Source organism: Bifidobacterium sp. LH_491, from assembly GCF_056356495.1.
Map to the genome: position 1 here is coordinate 377,723 of NZ_JBKEUI010000001.1, position 26,976 is coordinate 404,698.

19 protein-coding genes and 1 pseudogene are annotated in these 26,976 nt (G+C 59.4%); all 20 read left to right on the forward strand.

What is annotated here, in order from left to right; translation table 11 throughout:
- The first annotated feature begins 190 nt into the window (after positions 1-190).
- On the forward strand, positions 191-1,054 hold the full coding sequence (locus AC1AWK_RS01155) for an aldo/keto reductase (RefSeq protein ID WP_476567487.1): 864 nt from the start codon (positions 191-193) through the stop codon (positions 1,052-1,054).
- Positions 1,055-1,114: 60 nt separating this feature from the next.
- Positions 1,115-2,503 (forward strand): peptidase U32 family protein, encoded by a 1,389-nt coding sequence (locus tag AC1AWK_RS01160; RefSeq protein WP_476569501.1) that lies wholly within the window; start codon positions 1,115-1,117, stop codon positions 2,501-2,503.
- 69 nt (positions 2,504-2,572) lie between these two features.
- Positions 2,573-3,595 carry a purine nucleoside phosphorylase YfiH/LACC1 family protein gene (locus AC1AWK_RS01165; protein ID WP_476569503.1) on the forward strand — a complete coding sequence of 341 codons (1,023 nt, stop codon included), beginning with the start codon at positions 2,573-2,575 and terminating at the stop codon, positions 3,593-3,595.
- Between the two features lie 111 nt (positions 3,596-3,706).
- On the forward strand, positions 3,707-4,462 hold the full coding sequence (locus tag AC1AWK_RS01170; protein ID WP_476569505.1) for an IspD/TarI family cytidylyltransferase: 756 nt from the start codon (positions 3,707-3,709) through the stop codon (positions 4,460-4,462).
- Between the two features lie 58 nt (positions 4,463-4,520).
- On the forward strand, positions 4,521-5,192 hold the full coding sequence (locus AC1AWK_RS01175) for a pyroglutamyl-peptidase I (protein WP_476567488.1): 672 nt from the start codon (positions 4,521-4,523) through the stop codon (positions 5,190-5,192).
- 173 nt (positions 5,193-5,365) lie between these two features.
- Positions 5,366-6,628 (forward strand): annotated as a pseudogene (locus tag AC1AWK_RS01180) (coiled-coil domain-containing protein); the annotation flags it as partial.
- Between the two features lie 275 nt (positions 6,629-6,903).
- Positions 6,904-8,238, forward strand: coding sequence for a C1 family peptidase (locus AC1AWK_RS01185; RefSeq protein WP_476567489.1), 1,335 nt, complete (start codon positions 6,904-6,906; stop codon positions 8,236-8,238).
- Positions 8,239-8,528: 290 nt separating this feature from the next.
- The gene (locus AC1AWK_RS01190; RefSeq protein WP_476569507.1) at positions 8,529-9,629 is read left to right on the forward strand and encodes a 3-deoxy-7-phosphoheptulonate synthase; all 1,101 of its coding nucleotides are present in this window, start codon (positions 8,529-8,531) and stop codon (positions 9,627-9,629) included.
- Between the two features lie 129 nt (positions 9,630-9,758).
- Positions 9,759-10,973 carry a 3-deoxy-7-phosphoheptulonate synthase gene (locus AC1AWK_RS01195; protein WP_476569508.1) on the forward strand — a complete coding sequence of 405 codons (1,215 nt, stop codon included), beginning with the start codon at positions 9,759-9,761 and terminating at the stop codon, positions 10,971-10,973.
- Positions 10,974-11,082: 109 nt separating this feature from the next.
- Complete coding sequence (mtnN, locus tag AC1AWK_RS01200; protein WP_476567490.1) at positions 11,083-11,778, forward strand: 5'-methylthioadenosine/S-adenosylhomocysteine nucleosidase; 696 nt, start codon at positions 11,083-11,085, stop codon at positions 11,776-11,778.
- Positions 11,779-11,914: 136 nt separating this feature from the next.
- A complete protein-coding gene (locus tag AC1AWK_RS01205; protein ID WP_476567491.1) occupies positions 11,915-13,405 on the forward strand; it encodes a sensor histidine kinase in 1,491 nt (496 codons plus the stop codon).
- Positions 13,402-14,103: a response regulator transcription factor gene (locus AC1AWK_RS01210; protein WP_476567492.1), complete on the forward strand. Its 702-nt coding sequence runs from the start codon at positions 13,402-13,404 to the stop codon at positions 14,101-14,103. The genes AC1AWK_RS01205 and AC1AWK_RS01210 overlap by 4 nt, the downstream gene beginning before the upstream one ends.
- 392 nt (positions 14,104-14,495) lie before the next feature.
- Positions 14,496-15,614 (forward strand): phosphate ABC transporter substrate-binding protein PstS, encoded by a 1,119-nt coding sequence (gene pstS / locus AC1AWK_RS01215; RefSeq protein ID WP_476567493.1) that lies wholly within the window; start codon positions 14,496-14,498, stop codon positions 15,612-15,614.
- Between the two features lie 165 nt (positions 15,615-15,779).
- Entirely contained in the window at positions 15,780-16,733 is a 954-nt protein-coding gene (gene pstC / locus AC1AWK_RS01220) for a phosphate ABC transporter permease subunit PstC (RefSeq protein WP_476567494.1), read from the forward strand.
- On the forward strand, positions 16,733-17,719 hold the full coding sequence (gene pstA, locus AC1AWK_RS01225) for a phosphate ABC transporter permease PstA (protein WP_476567495.1): 987 nt from the start codon (positions 16,733-16,735) through the stop codon (positions 17,717-17,719). Before pstC ends, pstA begins: the two co-directional genes overlap by 1 nt.
- A gap of 22 nt (positions 17,720-17,741) precedes the next feature.
- Positions 17,742-18,521 (forward strand): phosphate ABC transporter ATP-binding protein PstB, encoded by a 780-nt coding sequence (pstB, locus tag AC1AWK_RS01230; RefSeq protein ID WP_476567496.1) that lies wholly within the window; start codon positions 17,742-17,744, stop codon positions 18,519-18,521.
- 326 nt (positions 18,522-18,847) lie between these two features.
- Positions 18,848-20,233 (forward strand): NCS2 family permease, encoded by a 1,386-nt coding sequence (locus AC1AWK_RS01235; RefSeq protein WP_476567497.1) that lies wholly within the window; start codon positions 18,848-18,850, stop codon positions 20,231-20,233.
- Positions 20,176-20,532 (forward strand): hypothetical protein, encoded by a 357-nt coding sequence (locus AC1AWK_RS01240; protein WP_476567498.1) that lies wholly within the window; start codon positions 20,176-20,178, stop codon positions 20,530-20,532. The genes AC1AWK_RS01235 and AC1AWK_RS01240 overlap by 58 nt, the downstream gene beginning before the upstream one ends.
- A gap of 90 nt (positions 20,533-20,622) precedes the next feature.
- On the forward strand, positions 20,623-25,926 hold the full coding sequence (locus AC1AWK_RS01245) for a fibronectin type III domain-containing protein (protein WP_476567499.1): 5,304 nt from the start codon (positions 20,623-20,625) through the stop codon (positions 25,924-25,926).
- Between the two features lie 17 nt (positions 25,927-25,943).
- Complete coding sequence (locus AC1AWK_RS01250; protein WP_476567500.1) at positions 25,944-26,747, forward strand: hypothetical protein; 804 nt, start codon at positions 25,944-25,946, stop codon at positions 26,745-26,747.
- The last annotated feature ends 229 nt before the right edge of the window (positions 26,748-26,976 follow it).

A 26,976-nucleotide genomic window follows, 5' to 3' on the forward strand; every position in this document is an offset into this window, starting at 1 on the left:
TGAACAAGCCCGTCTGGTGTCATACGCCGGGCGGGCTTGTTCGTTGCGTCGAACGGCTGGGCGGCGTTGTGTCGCGCCGCAATGCGATACGGCGCTATGCTGGTAGCGCACCAATAATGGCGGTCGTATGCGGGGCATACGACGGGCGGCGTCGAATCGGCGCTCCCATGCGTTTGACGAAAGGACAGCAATGACGTTGATGCGTACGTTGGGTTCGGCCACCACTACGGCGGTCGGCTTGGGTGAAATGCCGTTGACTTTGGAAAACAACCTTGGCCATGACAAGGGCATCGAGACGATTCATGCCGCGCTGGATGCGGGCTGCCGTCACATCGATACCGCATGGTCGTATTACTGCTCCGGCGGCGAGGAGCAGACCGGCGAGAAGCTGGTGCGCGAGGCCATGGCTTCGTGGAAAGGGCCGAAGAACGAAGTCGTGGTCGCCACGAAGGTCGGCCATTTCCGTAATTTCACCGATGGCGTGCCGACGTGGGATGTCGACGGGCGTCCGGAAACCCTGATCAAGAACGCCAAGCAGAGCGCGCTGGCGCTCGGCGTGGATGCTATCGACCTGCTGTACTTCCACCGTCCCGACCCGAAGGTGGCGTACAACGAGTCCGTCGAAGCCATCAAGCAGCTGCTGGACGAGGGCGTGGCGAAGGAAGCCGGCATTTCCAACGCTTCCATCGAGCAGATCGACATTGCCCGCGGCATTTTGGGCGACAAGCTGGTGGCCGTGCAGAACCAGTATTCTCCGATTTATCTGGATACGCAGGATACGTTGGAATATTGCGGGAAGCTGGGCATCGCCTTCGTGTGCTGGAGCCCGCTGGGCGGCTATCGTCGCGCCAAGGACGAGACGAAGTTCGACCCGTTCCGTGAGGTCGCCGCGGCGCATGGCGTGAGCTATCAGCAGGTTGTGTTGGCGTGGGAGTTGGCCAAGGGCGATCACGTGTTCGTCATTCCCGGTGCCCATCGTCCGGAAACGATTTGCGACAGCCTGCATGCCGGCGAACTCGAACTCACTGATGAGGAGTTGGCAAAGCTCGGCTGATTGCTCATTCCGGTGGCGCGACCAACCGCTACACTGTGTGACGTGCATATGGAAGATGGTATGAAGCGTCGCGCCAAGCCGGAAGTGCTGGCGCCGGCCGGCAACTTGCGTGGATTGCAAACCGCGGTGGACTTCGGAGCCGACGCGGTGTATTGCGGAGGCAAGTCGTTTGGTATGCGGTCGGCGCCGCGTAATTTCAGTCTCGAGGAATTCGAGCAGGGCGCGCGGTATGCGCATGAGCGTGGGGCTCGCGTGTATGTGACCTGCAATATCTTGCCGCGCAACGATGAAGTGGAACCCTTGCGCGAATATGTGGGGCAGCTCAAAGACACCGGCGTGGACGCGTTGATCGTCACGGATATCGGTGTGCTGATGATGGCGCGGCGTATCGCGCCGAATTTGGAATTGCATGTATCCACGCAGGCAGGCGTTACCAATTATGGTGCGGCCAACGCCTTGTATGAGTTGGGAGCCCGACGCGTGGTGCTGGCGCGCGAGTTGGATTTGCAGGCCGTGCGCGATATTCGGGCGAATATTCCCGCGGATATGGATGTGGAATGTTTCGTGCACGGTTCGATGTGCATGGCGTTTTCCGGCCGGTGCCTTATCTCCAACTATCTGACGGGGCGCGATGGCAATCATGGTGAATGTGCGCAGCCCTGCCGGTGGAAGTATTCGCTGGTGGAGGAGAAACGTCCCGGACAAGTGTTCCCGTTGGAGGAAACCAGCGAAGGCACGTATATTTTCAATTCGCAGGACATGTGCATGTTGGAGCATCTCGACGAACTTATCGATGCTGGGGCGTCCAGTTTGAAAATCGAGGGACGGGCCAAAAGCGCGTACTATATCGCGGCCATGACCAATGCCTACAAGACGGCGGTGAACGAATACATGGTGCAGCGTGGTTTTGAAGGTGCTTCGGGAGAGTCGTTGCGCCCGTTCATCGACCGGGTGCGGAGGGCTGAGGGAGACGAACCGTTGCTGGGTGAGGCTGCCGTCGTCCCCGATACGCCGTCGTCGCCGGCTCCTGAGCCGGTTCGTCTGCCGCAATGGCTGATGCAGGAGCCGTACAAGGTCGCCCATCGTGAATACAGCACCGGATTTTACTATCCGGAGCATCGCGCATCGCAGAACACCGACCGCAGTAGCTATTGCCGGTCATGGCTGGTAGTGGGTGAAGTGTTGTCGTGGAATCCTGATGACGGCGGGCGTGTGACGGTGATGAGCCGCAACAAAATCGAAGCCGGTCAGCACATCGAATTTTTGCTGCCGGGCAAGCCGCCGCTGGCCTATACCGTGCCCGAAGGCGGATTCCTCGACGAGCAGGGCGAACCCGTGCCGATGATCAACAATCCCGCGCACGTATTTTCCTTCCCGTGCCCCGAACCGGTGCCCCATAACGCGGTACTGCGCTCGCGGGCGAAGGCGCCCACGTTGAAAGCCGAATAACGGGTGTCATGGAGCAATGCCAAACAGATACGAAATCGAGAGATGACGACGAATACTAGGGAGTGCATGATGGAGCAGACAGTGCAGCAGAGCCAAAACCAGCGGGGCGAGCACGGCCGGCAGAGCGGACCGCAGTACGACGAAGCGATTATGGACAGCATGGCGATTGCGCCGACCGATGAGGAAGGCCGTCCCATTCCGGTGACCATTCCCATAGCACTTTCGTCGCGCGTGACGGTGACGTATACGACGCGACTTGGCGGCTGCAGCCAGGGGGAGATTGCCTCGTGCAATGTGGGTGGCGTCCAGCATGATGAGGCGGCGCATGACAATCGTGTGGCTTTGTCACGGGCGGTGGGCTGCCCGATTTCGTTGGTCAGCCAAGTGCATGGCGCGTCGGTTGCCGACGTGGACGACATGTTTGTGGATAATGCGGAATTTGGTTCGGATCTGTCGTCGTCATCCCCGCAGGCGGTTGAGGCGGACGCTCAGGTGACAACCCGTCGTGGTGTGGCGTTGGGTGTGTTGGTGGCGGACTGTCTGCCGGTACTGCTGGCCGACGAGCAGGCTGGCGTGATCGGTGCGGCGCATGCCGGCCGCAAGGGACTGCAGGCGGGCGTCATACAGGCCACGGTGCGGGCGATGCAGGCCAAGGGAGCTAGCGTCGAGCGTATGGTGGCCACGTTGGGTCCTTGTATCTGCGGCGATTGCTATGAGGTTGGCGGTGACATCGCCGACGAGTTCGACGCGCAGTTCCCGGGCACGTTCACGCTGACGAAGTTTGCCGGTCCCGGCGTTGACTTGGTGCGTGCCGCATTGCTGGCGTTGCGGGAGGCGGGCGTGGCACCGGAGCATGTGGTGCAGTCACGCCCCCGTGTGGCGGCGGCCACGCAGTATCTGTCGCAGGATGAGGAGTTGGCGGGCATTTGCCGTACCGATGGCGAAGGCCATGAGGATCTTGGCGAACGTCTGGCGCAGGTGCGCCGCAGCATGTGTACGGTGGAAAATCCACTGTGGTATTCCCATCGTCGTGCGACTTTGGCGGGCAAGGCTCGCGAGGGGCGCATGTTGGCGTTGATTGCCATGCGTTGATTGACGTGCGCGCGACGTTGTGCAAGCAGGAACAGGCAGGGGAGGAAGACCGTGGAACAACGAAACGACACGCAACAACCGCAATCGGTGAACCAGACTGGATACTGGCGCATGCACTCCGGCGGGTGCGACGAAAGTGCCGGTGAAGCTCCGGTTATTGCCGTGGTATTGGCGGCAGGTTTGGGCACAAGATTCGACCCGAATCATCCCAAGCAGTTGGTTTCGCTGTATGGCAAACCCATGGTGTGCTGGAGCATTGAGGCGTTTGAGCGCAATCCGCTGGTTGACGATATAATGGTAGTGGTCAATTCGCAGGTGCGCGATACGGTGTGTGAGGCGGTGAAGCAGGCTGGCTACGGCAAGGTGTGCGCGATTGTCGACGGTGGTGCCCAGCGGGTGGATAGCACGCTGGCTGCATTGCATGCGCTTGCCGAACGAGGTGTGGGCGATCGGGCGAAAGTGCTGATTCATGATGCGGCCCGACCTCTGGTGTCCCAGGAGGCGATTGCCGGATGCGTGCATGCATTGGAGGGATATACGGCCGCTACGGTGGCGTTGGCCTCCACCGATACGGTGTTGCTTACCGATGGCGTGGATGGCGGCGAGGTGATTCGCAGCGTGCCGGAGCGCACCCATACCTTCCGTGCGCAAACCCCGCAAGCCTTCCGATTCGGTACGATTGTTCGCGCGTATGATTTGGCGCGTAACGACCCCGATTTTCATCCCACGGATGACACGCGCGTGGTGGTGGAGTACCTTCCTGACGAACCGGTGGCCATCGTGTCCGGCAGCGAGTCGAATATGAAGGTCACCACGCCGGCGGATGTGCCGATGATCGAATGGTGGTGCCGCACGTTGCAGCGGTAGTTGTCGATGATGCGTGCGGCTGCTGCGGTGTCGCCGGTGCGCGTATACACTGGAAGGCATGCAGCAGGTGAAGGTAGTGATTTCCGGGTTCGACCATTACGATGACGTGACGGTGAACCCTTCGCATGAGGTGCCGTTGGCGTTGGCAACCCAAGGATTGGGAGTTGTGGACATCGACGACGTGCTCTCCGAAGTGCAGGTGGATATTCATGCCGTGGATCTGCCGGTAAGTTTCGCCAAGGCGTGGCCGACCCTGCATGAGGTGCTTGCCGAGGTGCGTCCGGATGTGGTGATTGCCACGGGGCTGAAGCATGCGGCGCGAGGCGTGTTGCTGGAGCGTTGCGCCACGAATGTGATGGATGCGGTTCGTCCCGATGCCGATAATGCGCGTCCGCAACGTGAAGCTATTCGTGACGGTGGTCCTGCGGCATATTGGACGCGCCTGCCGTTGCGTTCGATTCTGCATGATTTTTCCGGGCATGGCATTGCGGCGAGTCTGAGTTCGGATGCCGGTACCTTCGTATGCAATTCGCTGTTTTATCATTTATTGGATTGGGCTTCCGTACAAGAGCGGGTGCTGGCGGGATTCGTAAGTTTCCCGATGGTGCCTGAATCCGGGGAACAGCATGGTCTGGCGTTGGAACAACAGGTGTCGGCTTGCCGCGACGTGGTGGGGGAAACGGTTCGCTATTTGCTGCGTCCGTCGTCTGACGATATTTTGCTGGCGTAAGGAAACAGGTCGGGGTGTCCGCTCCGGCGTATGGCGGTTCCTATTGCGACTCAAGTTGCGCGTGCTGTGTGACGATTGCGCATGTCGTAGTGTTGTCGTGACGTTTATGCGATAGAGTTCAAGGCGGGTATGCGTCGGCGGGGCGCATGGCGCGATGGCGAAAGGATGGCACAATGGTGGATCGGTTCCCGGTCGTATTGCGCGGCTACGACAAGGACGCTGTGGATGAGGCGTTTATTGCCGCACAAGAAACGTTGAATGGAGCTCAGGCCGCGGTCAATAGTTTGCGTGAGCAGGTCAAGGCGAACGACGATACGATTCTGCAGCTGCAGGCCCAATTGCAGGAGGAGAAGAATAAGAAGGCTCCTCAGGGCAGTTCGTTTGCGTCGTTGGGGGCGAACGCGCAGCAGATGTTGGCGTCCGCCGAACAGACTTCCGCCGAGTTGTTGGAACGTGCCAAGGCTGATGCCGCATCCACACGTTCCGCGGCTCAGGCGCAGGCGGAGACGCTGATTAACAATGCGAAGCTTGATGCGCAGCATATCGTTGACGAGGCGCGTGCCAAGGCTGATGCGCTCATGCAGAAGGCCAATGCCGAAGCGGAAACGATTACTACGACAGCGCAGGAAGATGCGGCGCAGTTGCGTGCCGAAACGGCGAAAATCGTTACGGAACAGCGCCAGTCGGTGGATTTGGAGCTGACGAATTCTCGTGAGGAACACGATAAGCGCCTGGCGTCCGAACGTGCCACGCAGGAGCGTGAGATTGCCGATATGCGTGCCGAAGCCACTGCGCAGATTGCCCAGCAGCGCAAGGAAGCGAACGCGGAGCTGACGCAGCTCAAAAGCGAAGCCAACGATCAGATTGAAAGCGCGTTGGCTGAGGCGAACAAGCGTTTGGCGGATGTGCGCGAGCAAGTTTCCCGCATGATGACTGACGCGCAGCGCAAGGCCGGAGAGATTACGGATGCCGCACAGGCCAAGGCTCAGGAAATCGCCGATGAGGCGGAGGTGCACCGTACGAAGACTATGAGCCAGGTCAATGCGGAGGTTGAGCAGATTCGCGCCGATATTGCGGCCCAACAGGATGAGGCCACTGCCAAGGTCAATGAGCTGCTGGAGCATTTGGAAGAGCGTCGTAGCGCCGCGAAGCAGGAGGCAGACGAACTGGTGGCGCAAGCTAAGGCCGCCCGCGAAGATGCCGATGAGTATGCATCGAGCAAGCGTCAGGAAGCCGATGATCAGGCACGCGAGACGTTGCGCAAGGCGCAGGAGGATGCCGACGCGCAAATTGAGGAGCGTCGTCAAGCGGCCCAATCCGAATTGGATGGCCTGACTACACATATTGCGCAGTTGCAGGAGCGCGAGGCTACCATCACCCAGCGCGTGGGTGAGTTGCGTGCCATGTTCTCGCAGGCCTTCAGTGGTTTTGGTTTCGCGCAGACTCCGGATGTGCCGGTTGAAGCTCCGTTCGAAGGTGAGGCCGGGGCGGCCGAAGACGACGAGGGCTCGGTATCTGAACGGGACGCCGATATCGACGAGTAACTTACCTAATCTAGGCTTGTGAGCCGCCCTCTGGGCGATTCGCCATGAGGTGGGAGTAGGCTCGGAACGGTGATATGTGCGGCTGTGCTGCTGGAAGCGGCGTGGCCGTGCGCGCAAAAGTAACTGCCGGGGCAGGGACACCGGTGTAGAGGAAATACAGGAGGAACATGACTGAGATCACGTCGTTGAGCGCTCAGACGCTTGACGCTTTACGCAATGATTTTGCCGCCAGTGAGACCAATCGTATGGCGATGAACGCGGTCACGGCCGCGGGCATTGAGAAGGTAGCCCGTAACTATGATCGGGCTCGTTTGCTGCAGCGACGCTTCTCGGTGACGGTGGACAACGGTTCGGTAACCAGCCAGGAACGTTCGGGCCGTTGCTGGCTCTTCAGTTCGCTGAACGTGGCTCGTTTCGTCGCCAAGAAGGCGATGGGCATCAAGGAGTTCGAGTTCTCGCAGAACTATGCGATGTACTACGACAAGCTGGAGCGCGTGAACTACTTCCTCAAGGACGTGGCGGCGCTGATCGAGGCCGGTGAGCCTGCGGATTCGCGACTGATGCAGCATCTGCTGCACGATGTCATGGGCGACGGCGGCCAGTGGACCATGGCGATGAACCTGTACAAGAAGTACGGTGCCGTTCCGAAGGATCTGTATCCCGAAACGCAGTCGTCGGGCAACACCGGCGAGATGAACACCCAGCTGCGTTGCCTGCTGCACACGGCGGTGGCGCACATGTATGAGCGTCCGGCCGATATCGCTTCCATCGTGGAGGAGACGGTGGCTGCCGGCCATCGTATTCTGACGATTCACTTGGGCGAGCCGCCGAAGAGCTTCGATTGGGAGTGGACGGACGATAAGGGCGAGTTCCACCGTGATGGCGAGATGACGCCGGTAGAGTTCTGGAATAAGTACGTGCAGGCTGGTTTGGAAGATTACGTCTGCCTGGTGGACGATCCGCGTCAGGAGCATCCGAAGGGCAAGAAGATCGGCATCGAGCACTTGGGCAACGTGGCTGGTGGGGACGCCACTGAGTACCTCAACGTACCCAACCAGTTCATGAAGGATTGCGTGCGTCGTATTCTGTCCGAGCAGGGTATTCCGGTGTGGTTCGGCGCTGATTGCCACCCGATGATGGATCGTACCAGCGGTGCCTGGGCTACCGATCTGTTCGAGTACGGCAAGGTCTATGACGTGGACTTCGACCTGGATAAGGAGCAGCGCGTGCGTTTCGCCGATTCCGCCATGAACCACGCGATGGCTTTCGTCGGTGTGGATGTGGATGAGGACGGCACGACCACCCGTCGTTGGCGTGTGGAGAACTCGTGGGGTGACAAGATCGCCGATAAGGGTTACTTCACCATGAGCGACGATTGGTTCACCGAGTTCGTGTACGAGGTGGCGGTTCCCAAGAGCATGCTGCCCGCCGAATATCAGGCGGCGCTGGACGAGCCGGCCATCATGCTGCCGGCTTGGGATCCGATGGGCGCTCTGGCCTAAGGGCTCGTACTGCGGCGCCGACACGGCCACGGGTGCGCGGTCCTGAATAGGGATGCGATGCGTGGCGTGCGGCAGGTGCCGGTCATAAGGTCGTTGGATGCATGGTCCACCATGTAGCCAACGACCTTTTGCGTATACGTTGCATCGACTACAGTAGGCAACGTCGTCGTTCGTTTGCCGTGCGTCGCCGGACGGAAGCGGTGTAACGGTTAAGTCGGCGGTTGGTTTGCCGATGGGGAAGTGAGTGTCGAGAGGAGTTGGCGGTGGCGTTGCATCGGCCTGATTACACCATGGATGCGCAGGTATGGGATGACCGGGCGGTGTTCCCGGAAACGGTGGATGTTAATATCCGGCAACTTGACCCCATTCCCGCTCCGCGTGTGTTTCTGCGTGAGCTGCCGCTTACCACCGATATGAGCGCGTTGGTATTGCGCTCGCGCCAAGCGATCCGCGATATTCTGCATGGCAAGGATGACCGTTTGCTGGCGGTGGTCGGCCCCTGCTCCATCCACGATCCGAAAGCCGCCCACGATTACGCGCGGCGTTTGGCGCAGGCGGCGCACGAACTTGACGACCGGCTGCTTGTGGTGATGCGCGTATATTTTGAAAAACCACGCACTACGGTGGGGTGGAAAGGGCTGATCAACGACCCGGATATCGACGGCCGCTATGACATTCGCAAAGGCATGTGGTTGGCGCGCAATGTGTTGGTGGATGTGCTCTCGCTGGGGCTGCCCACCGCCACCGAATGGCTTGACCCCATTACGCCGCAGTATTTGTGCGATGCGGTGAGCTGGGGCGCTATTGGCGCGCGCAATACGGAATCGCAGGTGCATCGTGAGCTGGCATCGGGATTGTCGATGCCGGTGGGATTCAAGAATTCCACGGATGGCTCGCTGACCGCGGCCGCTGATTCGTGCTATGCGGCGGCGTATGAGCATCATTTCCTGTCGATTAATTTGGATGGCCGCGTCATTTCCGCGCAAACCACGGGCAACCCCGATTGCCATGTGGTGTTGCGTGGCTCGTCGTCGGGGCCGAACTACGACGCCGCATCGGTGGCACAGGCGTTGCGCGCTTTGCGTGAACGCGACATTCCAGGCGGTTCCTATGGCGTGATTGTGGATGCTGCGCACGGCAATTGCGGCAAGAACGAGGAACGCGAGGCGCAGGTGGTCGAAGAACTGGCGGAGCGTATCGCGCAAGGCGAGCGCGGTGTGGTCGGCATCATGATGGAAAGCTTCCTGGAAGGCGGCAACCAGCCTGCGGCACCGTTGGCGCAGCTGCGCTATGGCGTGTCGATTACCGATCCGTGCGTGGCATGGGGACGCACCGAGGAACTGCTGCACCGGTTGGCGGATGCGGTGGAACGCCGTCGTTCGCTGGTGTAGATGCGTGCGTTGCGCTCGCCGGTGGGCTAAGGTGGTGAGCATTGGTATGGCGAGGGAGTAACGATGGACGATTTGGCGCGGCACACATCCGATATGACGTACGGCGTCGGTGAGGGTGCGTCCGTTGGCATGCGGCGGTCGGACAGCACGCGTCCGCCCCAGGCGTTGCATACGCCGCAGGAGTTGCACGAGATTCGTCAGGCGGTGCGCGAGGGGCGCAATCCGTTGGTGTCGACGGACGTGCCTCGGTGGGAAGACCAGGTGGGCATCAGCCGCATCGTCAACCGTCGCGTGCTGGAATTGGAACCGTTGCCCACACCGGCGCAGATGCTGGCGGAATTGCCGGTGTCCCAGTTTGGCCGTGATGTGGTGGTCGAATCTCGTGAGGAAATCCGCTCCTGCCTGTATGGCAAGGATGACCGTCTGCTGGTGATCGTCGGCCCGTGCTCGGTGCATGATCCTGAGGCGGCGTTGGAATATGCACATCGTTTGGCGAGGCTGCGTACCCAAGTGGAAGACGATCTGTTGGTGGTAATGCGCGTGTATTTTGAAAAGCCGCGCACCACGGTGGGCTGGAAGGGGCTGATCAACGATCCCGATATTGATGGCACCCATCAGATCCGCAAAGGGTTGGTGTTGGCGCGGCGCACGTTGTTGGGCGTGCTGGACGCGGGTTTGGCGGCTGCCAGTGAGTTTTTGGAACCGACGAGTCCGCAGTTTTTGGCGGATGCCGTCAGCTGGGGTGCGATTGGCGCGCGCAATACGGAGTCTCAGGTGCACCGGCAGCTGGCTTCGGGACTGTCGATGCCGGTGGGATTCAAGAATGCCACCGATGGTAGTGTGCGTGCTGCGGTGAACGGCTGCGTGGCGGCCGCCCGCCGGCATACGTTCTTCGGCATCGACCATTGGGGTCGGGCTTGCGCCGTGCAAACGTTGGGCAATCCCGATTGTCATGTGGTGTTGCGCGGCTCGTCGTCGGGGCCGAATTATGATGCCGCGTCGGTGGCCGCCGCCTTGGCGTCCATTCGTGAGGCCATGCCGGAGGGGTCGGCGGCGTCGCAGGGTGTGGTGATTGATTGTTCGCACGGCAATTCCGGTAAGGATGAGCATCGTCAGGCGCAGGTGGTGCGTGAATTGGCGTCGCGTATTGCCCAGGGCGAGCATGGGATTGCCGGTGTGATGATGGAGAGTTTCCTGGAGGGCGGCAACCAACCGGAGGGGCCGTTGCCTACGTTGACCTATGGGCAGTCGATTACGGATCGGTGCATGTCGTGGGCGACGACGGAACAGTTGCTGCGCGAGTTGGCGCAGGCGGTGGCGCATGCGCGACGTGCGCGGCGCTGACCAAGGTGAGGCTGGAGTTTCGCCGGTGATTGAGGCGCAACCCGGTGTCCGCGGTCATGACAGTAGCAATCGGTGAACGACTACACATGAAACAGTACGGAGGTGCAAGATGACATCGGTGGCGATTATCGGCGCGTTGGAAGAGGAAGTGGCGCATATTGCGGCGGCCTTGCGGTCGGTGACGCATACGCATACGGCCAGCCTGGATGTGGTGTGCGGCGAATTGGATGGCTTTGACGGCGGTGTGGTGTCGGTGGCGGCCACGGTGGGCGGCATGGGATTGGTCAATGCCGCGGCGACCACTCAGCGCATCATCGATATGGTGCAGCCGGATGCGGTGCTGTTTTCCGGTATCGCCGGCAATCTCAACCGTCAGCTGCGTGTCAATGACGTGGTCTTGGGCTCGACCTTGCGATATTTGGATACCGATATGCGCTTGGTGGGGCAGTGGAAGCCTGGAACGCAAGAGTTTCATGGCGATGAACGGCTGCTTGCGGTGGCATCCGACGTGTTGCGTGAGCACGGCATTCATCATCTTGCCGGTGTGATAGCCTCGGGCAATTATTTTGTGGATGCTCCCGAACAGGTGGAGCGCGTGCGGCAGCAGACGGGCGCGGATGCGGTGGAAATGGAAGGTGCCGCCGTGGCGCATGTGGCCGCCCGCAACGATGTGCCTTCGCTGGTGATTCGGGCGTTAAGCGATGATGCCGATACGGATTACGAGGAGTTCCGTTCCTTCGACGTCACCGCGTATGCCGATACGGCCGCCGCCGTGACGGTGGACATTGTGAGGCGTCTGGCATAGGTAGGACAGCCGCCGTGACATATCGGGCGTGCCGGGTGAACGGCAGGCAAACTTCGCATGGCGGTTGCGTGACATTGGGTGTCGCACGGGTTGACGGTCGGTAAGGTGGACGGCGGAATCGGGTAAAGGAGGCTGCATGACGGCAACGGTGGCGGTGCCTTGGTGGGGCATACTGCTTGCGGTGGCGCTATGGTGTGCGTGCGGCGCGGTCTGCTGGTGTTGGGGGCGGTCGACTCGTGGGGCGCGTCATGAGCATAATCGCCATGGCCATGAGCATCGTTGCCTGATCGGTGAGGATGAGTCCAGTGCTATGGAGCGTCGTTTTGTGGGGGTACTGCCGCAGGCGGTGGTGATTGTCGACGCGCATGCCGTGCCGTATTACGCCAGTCCACAGGCCAGACAATGGCATGTGATCGATGATGATTGGCGGTGTGTGCCCGATGTGGTGGATATGGTGGCGCAAGTGGCCGCCGATGGGCGGATTCGTGAACGGGAGATGTCATTTGCGGCATCGCATGGTGAACGGGCGCTCGCGCATACCGAGGGGCGCGGCGTGCAGGCGGGGGCGGTGCTGCCGTCGCGGTCGGTACATGTGCGGGTGCGGGTTGGTTCGCTTGGTGGGGATCGCTTTGCGGTGTTGTTGGCCGATGTGAGCGAGCAGCGTCGGTTCGAGGCGATGCGTCGTGATTTTGTGACGAATGTGTCGCATGAGTTGAAGACGCCGGCCGGGGCGATTGCGTTGCTGGCGGAGACCTTAGTGGATGCAGCCGATGATGCGGATGCCGTGCGGTATTTTGCGGGGCGTATTACCAAGGAGTCTGAGCGGCTTACCGAATTGGTGCACCATTTGATTGATTTGCAGCGGGCGCAGGATTCCCGGGCAATGTTGCAAACGTCGCGGGTGTCGGCGCTGTCGGTGGTGCGCGAGGCTATGGGGGCGAACGCCGCCCAGGCTGAGGCAAAGCATATCGAGGTTGCATTGTCGTGGCAGGGCAAACTGTTCCCGTTGGAGCAGTTGGAAAGTGCCTCTGAAGCGGACGAGCGCGCGGCCGGGGATATTACCGAGGACGCATCGGTGCGGCGGGCTGAGGCTCCTATGGTGTGCGCCGACCGCGAGGCGTTGGTGAGCGCGGTGAAGAATCTGGTGGAGAACGCCATTCGGTATTCGCCGGAGCGCACGGCGGTGACGGTGGAGGTGCTGTGCGCCGACGATATGGTCAAGATTCGCGTGATCGATCAAGGCATTGGTATTCCCGAGCAGTCGTTGGGGCGTATTTTTGAACGGTTCTATCGCGTCGATCCGGCACGTTCCCGGCAAACTGGCGGTTCGGGGTTGGGGTTGTCCATCGCCAAGCATTGCGTGCAGGAGTGTGGCGGCACCATATCGGTGTGGTCGCGCCCTTCGGAGGGATCGACGTTTACCATCGCGCTGCCGCTGGCCTCGGATTGTGCCGATATCAGTGCCGGCAATGGCGCGGGCAATGACACTGCTGCCGACGGTGACGTCAACAACGGCGGCAATGGTAACGGCGAAGACGATGATAATGGCTACGCCGTGGAGGGCGGTGCCTGTGCTGTCACTGACCCGGAGAGGGCATCGATGATGGAGGAGGAGAACTGGTCATGACGAGGATTTTGGTGGTGGAGGATGAGGAGTCCTATCGCGAGCCGCTGACATACCAGCTTACTCGGGAGGGGTATGACGTGGTGTCGGCAGCCACGGGCGAGGAAGGGTTGGATACCTTCACCCGTGGCGGCGTTGATTTGGTGCTGCTGGATGTGATGCTCCCGGGCATCGATGGCGTGGCCTTGTGCCGTCGTATCCGTGAGCAAAGCCGTGTGCCCATTATCATGTTGACGGCAAAAAGCGCGGAGATCGATAAGGTGGTTGGATTGGAGATCGGCGCCGATGACTATGTGACCAAGCCGTATTCCTTCCGTGAGTTACTGGCGCGTGTACGCGCGGTGCTGCGCCGCAACCAGCAGATGCCGCAGAAGCAAGGGGCGGGCAGCGACGATATGCCGTTGGTATGCGGCGACATTGTGATGCAGGTTGGCCAGCATCAGGTGACGGTGCGTGGCCAGGATGTGTTCTTCCCGCTCAAGGAATTTGAGTTGTTGGAGTTTCTTTTGCAGAACAAGGGTCGGGTGATGACCCGCCACCAGCTCATCGACCGCATCTGGGGGTCGGATTATGTGGGTGATACCAAAACATTGGACGTGCACGTCAAGCGGGTGCGGGCAAAAATCGAAAGCAATCCGGCGCAGCCGCAGTATCTGACCACGGTGCGTGGCTTGGGATATAAAATCGACGATATCCAGTAGTCGCGGCGTATGGCATCGTCGTTGTGGTGGGGGAGTTTGCCGCGATGCCTTGTTGCTTGCCGCTTTGCTGCTATGACTTCGCCGTATGGCGCCATGACTCGCTTGCCGCATCGCCACACGGTGTCGACGTATCGTCGCGGATTGTGGTCGCGCGGCATACCCGGCACACGGTCATGTCGTCGATAATCATAGATATGGGCAGAATGTTGAAATTGCCTGATTGTTCATCTATTGTTCACCCACAACGGTTCGTTGGACCCCAGATATTGTCTAATGTGGAAACTGTCATGAATAAGCGCACGCCGTGTTGATGATGGGAAGCGGGGCTTCCACCTAGAGAAAAGGGCGTGCAGACGGCTTCGGGCCGTCCGACCTACAAGAGGGAAAAGACTATGCGTAAGAATGCATTCGTTCGTTCCATGGCGGCTGTTTCCGGCCTGGTGATGTTGGCTTCCGTGGCGGCTTGCGGCGACAATACCGCTCCCACCGCCGACACTGGTACTACCGCCACCGACACCATCTCCGGCGATTTCCAGGGCGCGGGCGCCAGCTCACAGCAGGCCGCCGTCGAGGCATGGATCGCCTCCTACCAGGAGAAGAACCCGGATGCGAAGATCGCCTACAACCCGTCCGGTTCGGGTGCGGGCGTGTCCACCTTCCTAACCGGCGCCACCGCTTGGGCTGGCTCCGATGCCGCGCTGAGCGCTGATGAAGTGTCGCAGTCCTCCAGCGTGTGCGCCAGCGGCACCGCGTTCGACGTGCCCGTGTACATTTCCCCGATCGCCGTCGTGTTCAACCTCAACGGCGTTTCCGGCAAGGGCAAGACCGTGAACATGGACGCTTCCACCATCGCCAAGATTTTCGACGGCAAGATCACCAGCTGGAACGATCCCGCGTTGGTCGAACAGAACCCGGACATCACCCTGCCGAATACGCCCATCACGGTGGTACATCGTTCCGACAAGTCCGGCACCACCAAGAACTTCCTGAGCTACGTCAAGGACACCGCCGGCGCTGACTGGAACTATGAGGTCGGCGAAAACTGGCCGAACGAAGTCGGACAGGGCGCCAAGGGTACCTCGGGCGTGATCAGCACCGTCAAGCAGGCCGATGGCACCATCGGTTACGCCGACGCCTCGCAGGCCGGCGATTTGGGCACGGTGGCCGTCAAGGTCGGCGATGCCTACGTGCCGTATTCGGCCGAAGCCGCCGCCAAGGTCGTGGATGCCTCGCCGATGGACGAGACCGCCACCGAAGCCAATCGCGTGGTCATCGCTCTTGACCACAACACCACCGAAGCGAACGCCTATCCGATCGTGCTGGTGTCCTACGACATCGCCTGCCCGGCGTACAAGGACGCCGACACTGCCAAGTTCGTCAAGTCCTGGCTCACCTACGTCGTCAGTGACGAAGGTCAGCAGGTCGCTGCCTCCGCAGCCGGTTCCGCGCCGATTTCGGACACGCTGCGCGAGAAAGTCATGAAGTCCATCGACGCCATCGAGACCAAGTGATCGCTCGACAATCGCCATTGGCGTAACCATTGTCATGACCTCGACGCCGTCGCCACTCCTTTTGCGGGGTGACGGCGGCGCTCGCGGGTCGGGGTGGTGAGGCGTTACGATGGTGTATGGGCGTTGTCCCGCAACCCTGAGTAGCTCGCACGAAAAGGAGAGTCTGTGAGTTCGCAAGTTGACACGGTGAAGCCGCCGGTTGGTGGCAAAACCGCCGATAAGGTGTTCAAGGGCATTGCGTATGCCTGCGGACTGCTGATTTTGGTGGTACTGGCGGCGGTGACACTGTTCCTGCTGTTTCGTGCGTGGCCGCTGATTGGAGGAGATGCCAAGGCGACAAGCGAGACCATTGAAAGCTTTACGGGTGGCAAGGCGGCGACGTTCTGGGGGTACGTCGGCCCGATGTTGTTCGGCACGGTGTTGGTGTCCGCGCTGGCGTTGGTCATCGCATTTTTCATTGCCGTGGGCATCGCCCTGTTTATTTCGCATTATGCGCCGAAGAAGTTGGCGACGGCGTTGAGTTATGTGATCGACCTGTTGGCGGCTATTCCTTCCGTAGTGTACGGCTTGTGGGGTGGCCTGGTGTTGGTGCCGGCCATGTATCCGTTTTGGAATTGGGTGTCGACGTATCTGGGTTGGATTCCCCTGTTTGCCGGTCCTGCGGCCAATCCGCCGCGTACGGTGGCCACGGTGGCGGTGGTGTTGGCGGTCATGATTTTGCCCATTATTACGTCGTTATCGCGTGATATTTTCCTGCAGACGCCGCGTTTGCAGGAGGAAGCCGCGCTGGCTTTGGGGGCCACGAAGTGGGAGATGGTGAAGCTGGCGGTGCTGCCGTTCGGTCGGTCCGGCATCGTGTCGGCGTCCATGCTGGGCTTGGGGCGTGCTTTGGGCGAGACCATGGCGGTGCTCATGATTCTCTCGCCTGGCTTGTCGTACTCTATCAAGCTGCTGCAGGCGTCGCAGAATCAGACGATTGCCGCGAATATCGCCGCGCAGTATCCGGAAGCGAACGCGTTGGGCGTGTCGGTGCTGATCGCCACAGGTTTGGTGCTGTTTGTGATTACGTTCGTGGTGAATTTCATCGCGCGTAAGATTACCGAGAAAGTGGGTGCGTGATGACTGGCGAGGATACGACGATGCGTCAGGCGCCGACGATTGACTTCGATAAGTTCAAGCCCACCCGTTCCTTTGTGGCGTCGCGCAAGCGTAAGGATGCCATGATGCGGGTGCTGATTGGCTTTGCCTTCGTCATTGCGCTGCTGCCGCTGATTTCGGTGTTGTGGACGACGATTGCCAATGGTGCGAAGCGACTTAATCTCAACTTCCTGTCGTACAACATGACGGGTGTTATTGGCGGCAATCCGACCCCTTCCGGTGGATACGGCGGTATTCTGCATGCCATCATCGGCACATTGCTGATTACTTTGGGCGCGATGGTGATTTCCATTCCGATCGGCCTGCTGTGTGCCGTGTATTTGGTGGAGTATTCCAACCGCGGCAAGCTGGCGAAGGCAATTTCGCTGCTGGTGGATGTCATGAGTGGCATTCCTTCGATCGTTGCCGGTCTGTTCGCATTTTCGGTGTTCACCATTGTGGCGGGGCCCGGCACGATTATCGGTATTGAAGGTTCGGTGGCTTTATCATTGCTGATGATTCCCACAGTGGTCAAGTCTTCCGAGGAAATGCTCAAAGTGGTGCCCAATGATTTGCGCGAGGCGTCGTATGCACTGGGCGTGACCAAGCAGCGCACCATCACCAAGATAGTTTTGCGTACTGCGTTGCCGGGTATCGTGTCCGGCGCAATTTTGGCCATCGCCCGTGTGATCGGCGAAACCGCACCGTTGCTGATGACGGCCGGCTACATCACATCCACGAATTTCAACCTATTCAAGGGGCAGATGACCACTTTGCCGGTGTACGTGTACCAGGAGTACAGCAAGCTCAATGCCAATTGCCCTGCCAGCGCGGACGCGTCCTGCGTGACGACGATTCCGATGGAGCGTGCATGGGCTGCGGCGTTGATGCTGATCGTCATCGTCCTGATTTTGAATTTGATTGGTCGTGTGGTGGCGAAGGTGTTCGCCGTCAAGTCGGAACGTTGATCGTAGGAACAAAGGAATAACTATGGGACAGCGCATTGATGTCAATCATTTGAATATCTACTACGGTAACTTCCTGGCCGTGGAGGATGTGAACCTCAATATCGAGCCGAATAAGGTGACGGCGTTCATCGGGCCGTCCGGTTGCGGCAAGTCGACGGTGCTGCGCACGTTGGACCGCATGCATGAGATCATTCCCGGCGCTCATGTCAAGGGCGAGGTGCTGTTGGAAGGTCGCAATCTGTATGCGAAGGATGTCGATCCGGTGGCGGTGCGCCGTGATGTCGGCATGGTATTCCAGCGGCCGAACCCGTTTCCCACGATGTCCATTCGTGAGAACGTGTTGGCAGGTGTGCGTCTGAACAATCGCAAGATCTCCAAGTCGGATGCCGACGATTTGGTGGAGTGGGCGCTGCGTGGCGCGAATCTGTGGAATGAGGTCAAGGATCGTCTGGACAACCCGGGCATTGGCCTGTCTGGTGGACAGCAGCAGCGTCTGTGCATCGCCCGTGCGGTGGCTGTGCATCCGCAGGTGTTGCTGATGGACGAGCCGTGCTCTGCTTTGGATCCGATTTCCACGCTGGCTGTTGAGGATCTGATCAACGAGTTGAAGAACGATTACACGATTGTGATCGTGACGCATAACATGCAGCAGGCGGCCCGTATTGCGGATTATACGGCGTTCTTCAATTTGAAGGCGGTGGGTCAGCCCGGTCGACTGACGTATTTCGCGGATACCACGACCATGTTCAACAATCCGCAGAATGAGGAGGCGGAGCGTTATATTTCGGGTCGTTTCGGCTGATGTGACAAGACTCACATCTCGATGGGTGTACAGCGTGAGAGGGTCTGCCGGCATGTGTCGGCAGACCCTTTGCCGTATGGGCTTGATGCGGGGCCGGTGGCGTTGCTTACGGGGGAGGGCGTGTGTCATGTTGATATGTCGTGAAGAGTGGTAAAACGTTGTAAACATGATGCGTGTCGCGTCATGTTCACATATCTGACATTGCACGGTGCTATGGTCGGCTGTGTTCGCCGTGGCCATCTGCCCATGCAGTTTCGGCACGCGAACGAGTCGCAGTAACCTCTATGCAAGTTCACGCTTGCTAAACCAAGGAAGAAGAAAGAGATATGGAGAAGTTCTTCCATCTCAAGGAGAACGGTACAACGGTGTCTACCGAAGTCATGGCCGGTCTGACCACGTTCTTCGCGATGTCGTACATCATCATCGTCAATCCGCAGATTCTAAGCCAGACGGGCATGCCGTGGGGCGGTGTGTTCCTGGCAACGATCATCGCGGCAATCGCCGGTACGCTGGTCATGGGTCTGTTTGCCAATGTGCCGTATGCGCAGGCTGCGGGCATGGGCTTGAATGCGTTCTTCACCTACACCGTGTGCTTCGGTCTGAAGTTCACCTGGCAGGAGACGCTGTGCATGGTGTTCCTGTGCGGTGTGGTGAACATCATCATCACCGTCACCAAGGTGCGTAAGATGATCATCCAGTCGATTCCTCCGATGTTGCAGCATGCCATCGGCGGCGGTATCGGCCTGTTCGTGGCCTACGTCGGCATGCTTAATGTCGATCTGATCACCTTCACGCCCGACAAGAAGACGACTGAAGCGGTTGGTGCCACTCCTGGTTTGGCGACCTTCAACAACCCGGTATTGTGGGTGTTCCTCATTGGTCTGCTGCTGTCGGTGATTTTCACCGTGTGCAAGGTCAAGGGCGGTTTGCTGCTGTCTATCGTGATTACCACGCTGGTGGGTATTCCGTTTGGTGTGACCACCATGTCCAATTCGGTATCCATTGGCGATACCTTCGCTCAGTTGCCGCAGACGTTCGGCGCGATTTTCACCCCGGCTGGTTTCCCGGCGCTGTTCTCTGATGTGTCGCGTCTGCCGCTGGTTATTGTGACGATTTTTGCGTTCTCCATGTCGGATACCTTCGACACGATCGGCACTTTTATTGGTACAGGGCGCCGCACGGGCATCTTCTCTGCGTCCGACGAAGAGGCGCTGGAGAACGGGCATGGCTTCAGCTCCAAGATGGATCGCGCTCTATTCGCCGACTCCATCGCCACATCCATCGGCGCTATCTGCGGTACGTCGAACACGACCACGTATGTTGAGTCCGCTGCGGGTATCGGCGCTGGTGGCCGCACTGGTCTGACATCCGTGGTGGTGGCGATTTGCTTCGCGCTGTCGGCGTTCCTGTCTCCGGTGATTTCCGCGGTGCCGTCCGCGGCTACGGCGAGCGTGCTGGTGTTGGTCGGCTGCATGATGGCCGCCAGCCTCAAGGACATCGATTGGTCGGATATCACGGCGGCAATTCCCGCGTTCTTTGCCGCGGTGTTCATGTCTTTCTCCTATTCGATTTCCTACGGCATTGCCGGCGGCTTCATCATGTACTGCATCGTGATGACCTGTAAGGGTAAGCCGAATAAGGTGCATCCGGTGGTGTGGACGGTGGCGATTTTGTTCGTCCTCGACTTCATCCTGCAGGCGACGCTGGTCTAAGACCTGTTGCCGGTGTACGGCCGGTTGGTGACATGGGGCGCTTCGGCGCCCCTTTTTATATTCGTGGTAACAATATGGGCTCTACCAATTCTTGTAAAAAACTGGCAAAAATACGTTTCTGGCATACAGAGGCAGCGTCGGCTGTTATCGTAGCTGTTCCCTATTTCATCGGTTGTCAGTCGGATATTTTTCCACTATGGAGCGTTTTGCCATCAGATATTTCATATGGTGTTGGATTTCGAACGTATACCGTGTTCGATAAAATAGCAGGTGATGTGGTTCTGTCGCCAGAGGGCTGACGGCTGGGTCACTCTGACGGCGACTTCTCCCGCGTCTTCGGCAGACAATGTTTGCCTACCGTAAGAACAACGCGAAGTGAGGAGAATCACGTGCCTAAACAAGGACGATTCACGCGGGCTGCCGCTTGGTGCGCCGCGCTCGCCCTTCTTGCTACGTCAAGCGTGACAGCGCACGCCATGACCGTAGACCATACGGATCAGGACGGTTCGTCATCCGTATCCACCCAAGTCCCTGTGTCCGCCGAACAGACCGGCGAAACACAGCCGCAGCCGGAAGCGTCTGATAACGCTTCCGCAACAACGACACAGGAAGACGCCGTGGGTGATGGTCAAGGTCAGACGTCTGATAGCGCATCCGCTGACCAAGCAAAGGGTTCCGATGAGGAAGCGCCTGCTGCGGCGCAGGATGAACAGCAGCAACCATCCCAAGATGATGTGCAGGATGAACCGGTGGCTGTCCCGGGCGATGCCGCCGATGACGCACAGGACACCAAGCCCGCGGATGTGACCGGTGTTGTGACCGTGCGGTTGATACCTTCTATGGTTTCGTTCGCGCAAAACGCCACGATTAGCATGAACGTCGGTGGTGAACAGGCCACGCTGACGAAGGTTGCTGATCGCAACGAATGGGCAGGAACCGTATCGTCGGTTGCTCCGGGAACGACTGAAGTGCAGGTATCGGGCAGCGGCTATGCCACCTACCGCCAGCAGTTGGAAATAGTGGCGCACACCACGTCAACTATTACACTTACCGATACCGCTTCGAATGCGGCTGCCACTGCGGTGAAATCCGACGGGGGCGACACCTCGGCAACGCTGGGTGTGCTGGCCTATGGCGATTTCGATGGCAACGGTGAGCTCGATCAGCACGATGCGTCGTTGCTGGTTGCCGCCGAGCGTGCACACCGCACTGATGCTGAGGGCGCTCAGCTGGGTGCCGACGCGCGCTTCGATATGAACGGTGATGCGAAGGTGAACCTGACCGATGTGCAGCGTTTCGCGTCGGTGCTTGGCGCCAAGCGTGCGCAGGCCACCGTGCAGCGTGTGATCAGCACCGAAGGAATGACGGTTGAGGCCGTCGATGAGTCTGGAACCACGGTGGAAGGCACTCTGGAAGATGGTCTGGTATTGTCTGCTGAACAGACAATTAGCGCCGAGCATCCCGCCACTGTTGCCGTGACGGTGAACAACGTGCCGATGGGTGGCATGACGCTTGCGCCGAATACCGCGGCCAATGCGGCGAAGGCAGGCTCCATTGAAGTCACCGATGAAAACGATAAGACTGTCACCATCGAATTTGGCAAGACGATGCGCAAGTCTCGTATGGCGCGTTCGCTGTCCACGTCTCGTGCCGCTGCCTCCGTGCAGTCGGATGGCTCGATTGTGGTGGACTTCGGCGGGCAGATTGCTGTGAAGAAGATTGTGATTCGTGTCACCGAGTCGGGCTCCGACAAGCTGGCCGATATCGGCGAGGTCACGTTCCTCAACGACATGGAAGACCGTATTCCGCCGCCCACGATGAATATTCCCGAAGGCTTGCAGGTGCAGGCCGGCGATAAGGAGTTCACCTTGAGCTGGAAGCCGCAGACGAATATCACCGGCTATGAGGTCAAGATTGAACTCGGTGATGCCAGCCAGACGGTGGCTACCTCCGTCAACCGTGTGCTGGTCGACACTTTCCAGGGCAAGAAACTGGTGAACGGCAAGACGTATAAGGTCAGCGTCCGGTCAGTGAACGGTGATTGGTCAAGTCCGTTCGGTGATCAGGAGGATGCGACTCCGCAGGCGACCAAGGTGCCTGATGCGCCTGAGAACGTCACCGTGACGGGTAAGTATCGTGCCATTGCCGTGAGCTGGAAAGCCATGGAGGATGCTCAAACCTATACGCTGTATTACAAGGAGCAAGGCGCTGCATCCTACACTAAGATCGATGGGCTGACGGGTACTTCCAAGACGGTGGAACAGTTGCAAGATGACACTACTTATGTGGTGTATCTGACTGCTTCCAACGCGATTGGTACGTCCGCGCCGTCCAAGAGTTATACGGGCAAGACGACAACCAAGAACGTGAAGGTGCCGTGGTATCGGCTGATTAACCGCAAGGTGCAGTCGCACGATCTGGCATCGCATATCACCTCGGTGACTGTCGATGACTGGAAGAATGGCACCTGCGGCCAAACCTGCGACCCGAATGTGGTGGTGGACGGTGACTACAACACCGCATGGTGGTCGGCCTCGCAAGCACAGTTCCGTGGCGCGACCGTGGAATTCGATCAGGAATATGAGATGGATTCCGTGGCGATCACCACGTATTTGGGAGATGGTTACGGCAATACATCTGGCGTGCAGATCACGACCTGGGATGCCTCGGGCAAGCAGTCCTCGTTTGATTCGAGGGGCGGCACCGCGAGTGTGGCGAGTGTGAGCGGCGCTCCGAATACATTTAAGGCGACGTTTGCGGCCACCAAGGTAAAGAAAATTAAGGTGACCTTTGCGCGGTACTACTACGATACGGTGACCATCTCCGAGTTGGCGTTCTATGAGCATGACCCGGTTGAGGACGAGATCAACGGGTTGTGGGCCGACGCCATGCACGTCACCCTCAGGGACGGCGTGAAGGATGAGGATATCGAATCGCTGCGCACCAAGGTGAATACTCCGGAAGCGATTTCCCAGGAATACAACACCAAACGTAGCCTGCTGTTGGCCGAGCTGGATAATGCCAGTAAGGTGCTCCATCAGCAGAACCTGCGGCCGCAGGTGAGCATTGATGCCAAGGTCTCCAAGTCGTATGACAGCCATGTCGGTTCGCAAGGGCTGAATGCCTGGCAGCCGCTGGGCATCGTGGCGAATGCCGGCGACAAGCTCACGGTGTATGTGGGTGGCGCTGGTATGAGCGCCAATCAGAATACAGAGCTGCGCTTGATCGCCACGCAGTATCACGCGGAATCCAGTGCATGGAACACGACTGTGGTCGATACGTTGAAGATTGGCGCGAATGAAGTGACCATTCCGCAGATCGGTTCTTTGGATGTGGAGCATGGCGGCGCGTTGTACATCGAGTACAAGGGCAACAATACGAATCGCCAGTACGCGGTGCGCGTGGTCGGCGGCACGGATATTCCGGTGCTCGACATCCATGCGGACGACGATGATGCGACGGCTTTGCAAGCGGCCAAGACGTACGTCTCCACTTTGGACGCATACGTGGACGGTTTGCGGACCAAGCATGAGCAGCTGCATAAGGATACGACGTATGACGAGAAGAACTGCGTGCTCAACAGCACCGATATCGTCAGCAAGTATCTGATGTACTCGGTGCCGGCTTCGCAGATCAAGGCGGCGCTGGGTGATGGCGATGTTGATACGCGTGCGCAGAAGCTGCTGACGTCCTTGCGTTCCGGTGACGCCATGATGACCTTGTTCTACCAGCACAAGGGCTTGGCGAACAATCTCACGGATGAGGACAAGAAGGTATATGGCACGAACAATGCTCTGCCAACGTCGCGCCAGAACATTCGCTACATGCGTATGTTCGCCGGTGCGTTCATGTACGCCGGCGGCCTGCATATCGGCGTCGAATGGGATCAGAGCGGCGCGGCCGCCACGTCTCCTGGCGTGACGACCGACGGCAACGGCAAATATGTGTCGGGTAACTTCTTCGGCTGGGGCATCGCCCATGAGGTGGGTCATGAGATCAACCAGGGACAGTACGCTGTGGCCGAGGTGACCAACAACTACTTCTCGCAGTTGTCGGTTGCCAAGGATACCGACGATTCGGTGCGCTTCGGCTGGGATGCCATCTACCGCAAGGTCACTAGCGGAGCCAAGGGCGCGTCTTCGGACGTGTTCACCCAATTGGCGATGTACTGGCAGCTGCACCTGGCGTATGACGACGGATACAACTACAAGACCTACGACACCTACAGCGAGCAGATGCAGAACCTGTTCTTCGCCCGAGTGGATGCGTATGCGCGCAATACGGGCAAGGCTCCGGCGCCGAAGGGCGTGGCGTTGACGTTGGATAGCGACACCGACAACAACCTCATGCGTCTGGCGGCGGCTGCAGCGCAGCGCGATCTGACTGCGTTCTTCGAAGCGTGGGGCATGACCCCGAACGAGAAGACCGTGGAGTATGTCTCGCAGTTCGAGAAGGAAACCCGTCCGATTCAGTACATGCGCGACAGCGCTCGCGTATACCGTATCGAAGGCGGCAAGTCCGTCGCGGCGTCTACGAAGGTGAGCGCTGAGTTGTCTCACGCCAAGAATGACAACCACGTCAAGATCACCATTACCGGTGGTTCCGATGATTCCATGGCTGGCTATGAGATTCGTCGTAACGGCACGGTGGTGGGCTTCGTTCCGGTGGATAAGTCGGGCACCACAGTGTACGACGACACCATCGCAACGGTGAACAACCGCGTATTCACCTACGAGGTGCGCGGCGTGGATCGTCTGATGAACATGACCGAGCCGTTCACGCTCGAGCCGGTGAAGATCTCCACCGACGGTTCCATGAGCAAGGCCGGCTGGGATGTGACGACCAACGTGGTCTCTTCGGAGGATGCACAGGTCGGCGACGAGCACGATCCATGCGAACCGGCTCCGTCCAGGGCGGTTGCCAAGGTCATCGACGGCAAGACCGAAACCTCCTTCGAAGGTACGTTGCCCGAGGGCTCCAAGGATCAGGCGCAGGTGACCCTGTCGTTCAACGACGTGCTGTCGGTGACCGCGCTGAAGTACCGTGCTCCTGCCGACAGGGCGATTGGCAAGTATGAGGTGCAGGTCAGCCAGAACGGCACGGATTGGCAGACGGTGAAGACCGGCGAATTTACGCTGGATGATAGCCGCACCGCCACGGTGTACTTCAGCAAGGAAGACGACAGCTGGCTGTACACCTACGACGCGGCGTATCTGCGCTTGGTCGCGCCGGGGCAGCAGACCCTGTCGATTGCCGAACTGGATGTGCTTGGCCCCACGGGCGACGACATCGAGTTCATCGACAACGGCATCGGCAAGCTGCGCACCGAGGTGTCCATCGGGGGCGGTGAGAGTATTCCTGCCGGTTCGCTGGTGTTCACCGGCACCTACAAGGGCAACCCGGCTTACAACGCCATCAAGCTCTACGATCAGGACAACAGGCTGATCGCCGGCACGCAGGTGATTTTCGCCAAGGTTCCCGACCATGGCGAGTTGGGTGAAACCGCTGATGGTCGCTGGGTGTACTACATCGAGCCTGACCAGCTGGAGGGTATGACGCTGCCGACGTCGGTGCGCGCCGAGCTGTATCGCGTCGATGACGCGCATACCTTGCAAGGCGAACGCCTGGTGGCCGATACGCTGCCGGTGAAGGTGCCTGAGCAATTGCCGGATATCGATATCTCGACCAAGTGAACGTAAGGAGCAACACCATGTCTCAACACACAGTACTCATGGGTGGCCGCGCCGCTGGCATCGCTCGTCGTGCGATGCAGGTCGTGATGGCGTTGGCGGCGGCTGCGATGCTGATGGCGGGCGTTCGTCCCGCGTTGGCGGCGCAGCAGATTCCGGAACTCGCGCCGATCGAAGTGGCGCAGGGTACGGCTGATCTGCCGATCTCGCTCAAGGGATTGCGTGGCGCGCACAGCGTGCGGGCCACGGTGCGGGTAACCACCGCCGATCCGGTCAATCCATTCTCGGTAGGGTCGTTCTCCTTCTCGGACGAGATGACCAAGCTCGCTACCGTGCGCGACGCGCAGGTGCAGAGCGAAGGCAATACCGATGTCTCCATTGTCGTATCGTCGGGCGATCAAGCGCTTGATGACGAAGGTGTGGTGACATTGGGTACCGTGCATCTGCTCGGTGACGCCAAGGATGCCGAGGTAACCGTGTCGATCACGGATCTGCAGGTGCTTGACGAGCGCTACGGCACGTTGGCGGAAGGGTCCACTGAGGACACCTTGCCCAAGCCGCAGGTGCTGAACGTCAATGTCACGAGCAACAACGACCAGGAGGAGGGCGGGCAGCAGCCTGACCCGGATCCCAATCCGAACCCCGGTCCGAACGACCCTGATGCGGGTGGCAACGGTGACTCTTCGTCCAAGGACAACGCATCGAAGTCCCAGCAGAGTGGCAAGGTGTCCGCAACTGGCGCTGCCGTAACTGCGGTGGTCGCCGTTGCTGCGTTCCTGGCGCTGCTGGGCGGTTCGGTGATGCTGACGAAGCGTCGCGGATAATGTCAGACGGTGTTGCCTGCACTGGCATGGTGCGGGCAACACCATGATTATGGTTAGAGGTGGCTCGTCGGTGCATCCGGCGGGCCACTTGCCGTTATGGAGCGCGATTTGGGCGGCGACACGCCGAAGCCACCATCGTCGCAGCCTACGAATACCATACCTATTCGTAAACCACAGACCGTTGGTTGAAGTCGCAAGGCTTCCGAAGTTTGGTTCGCCAAGCCAACGC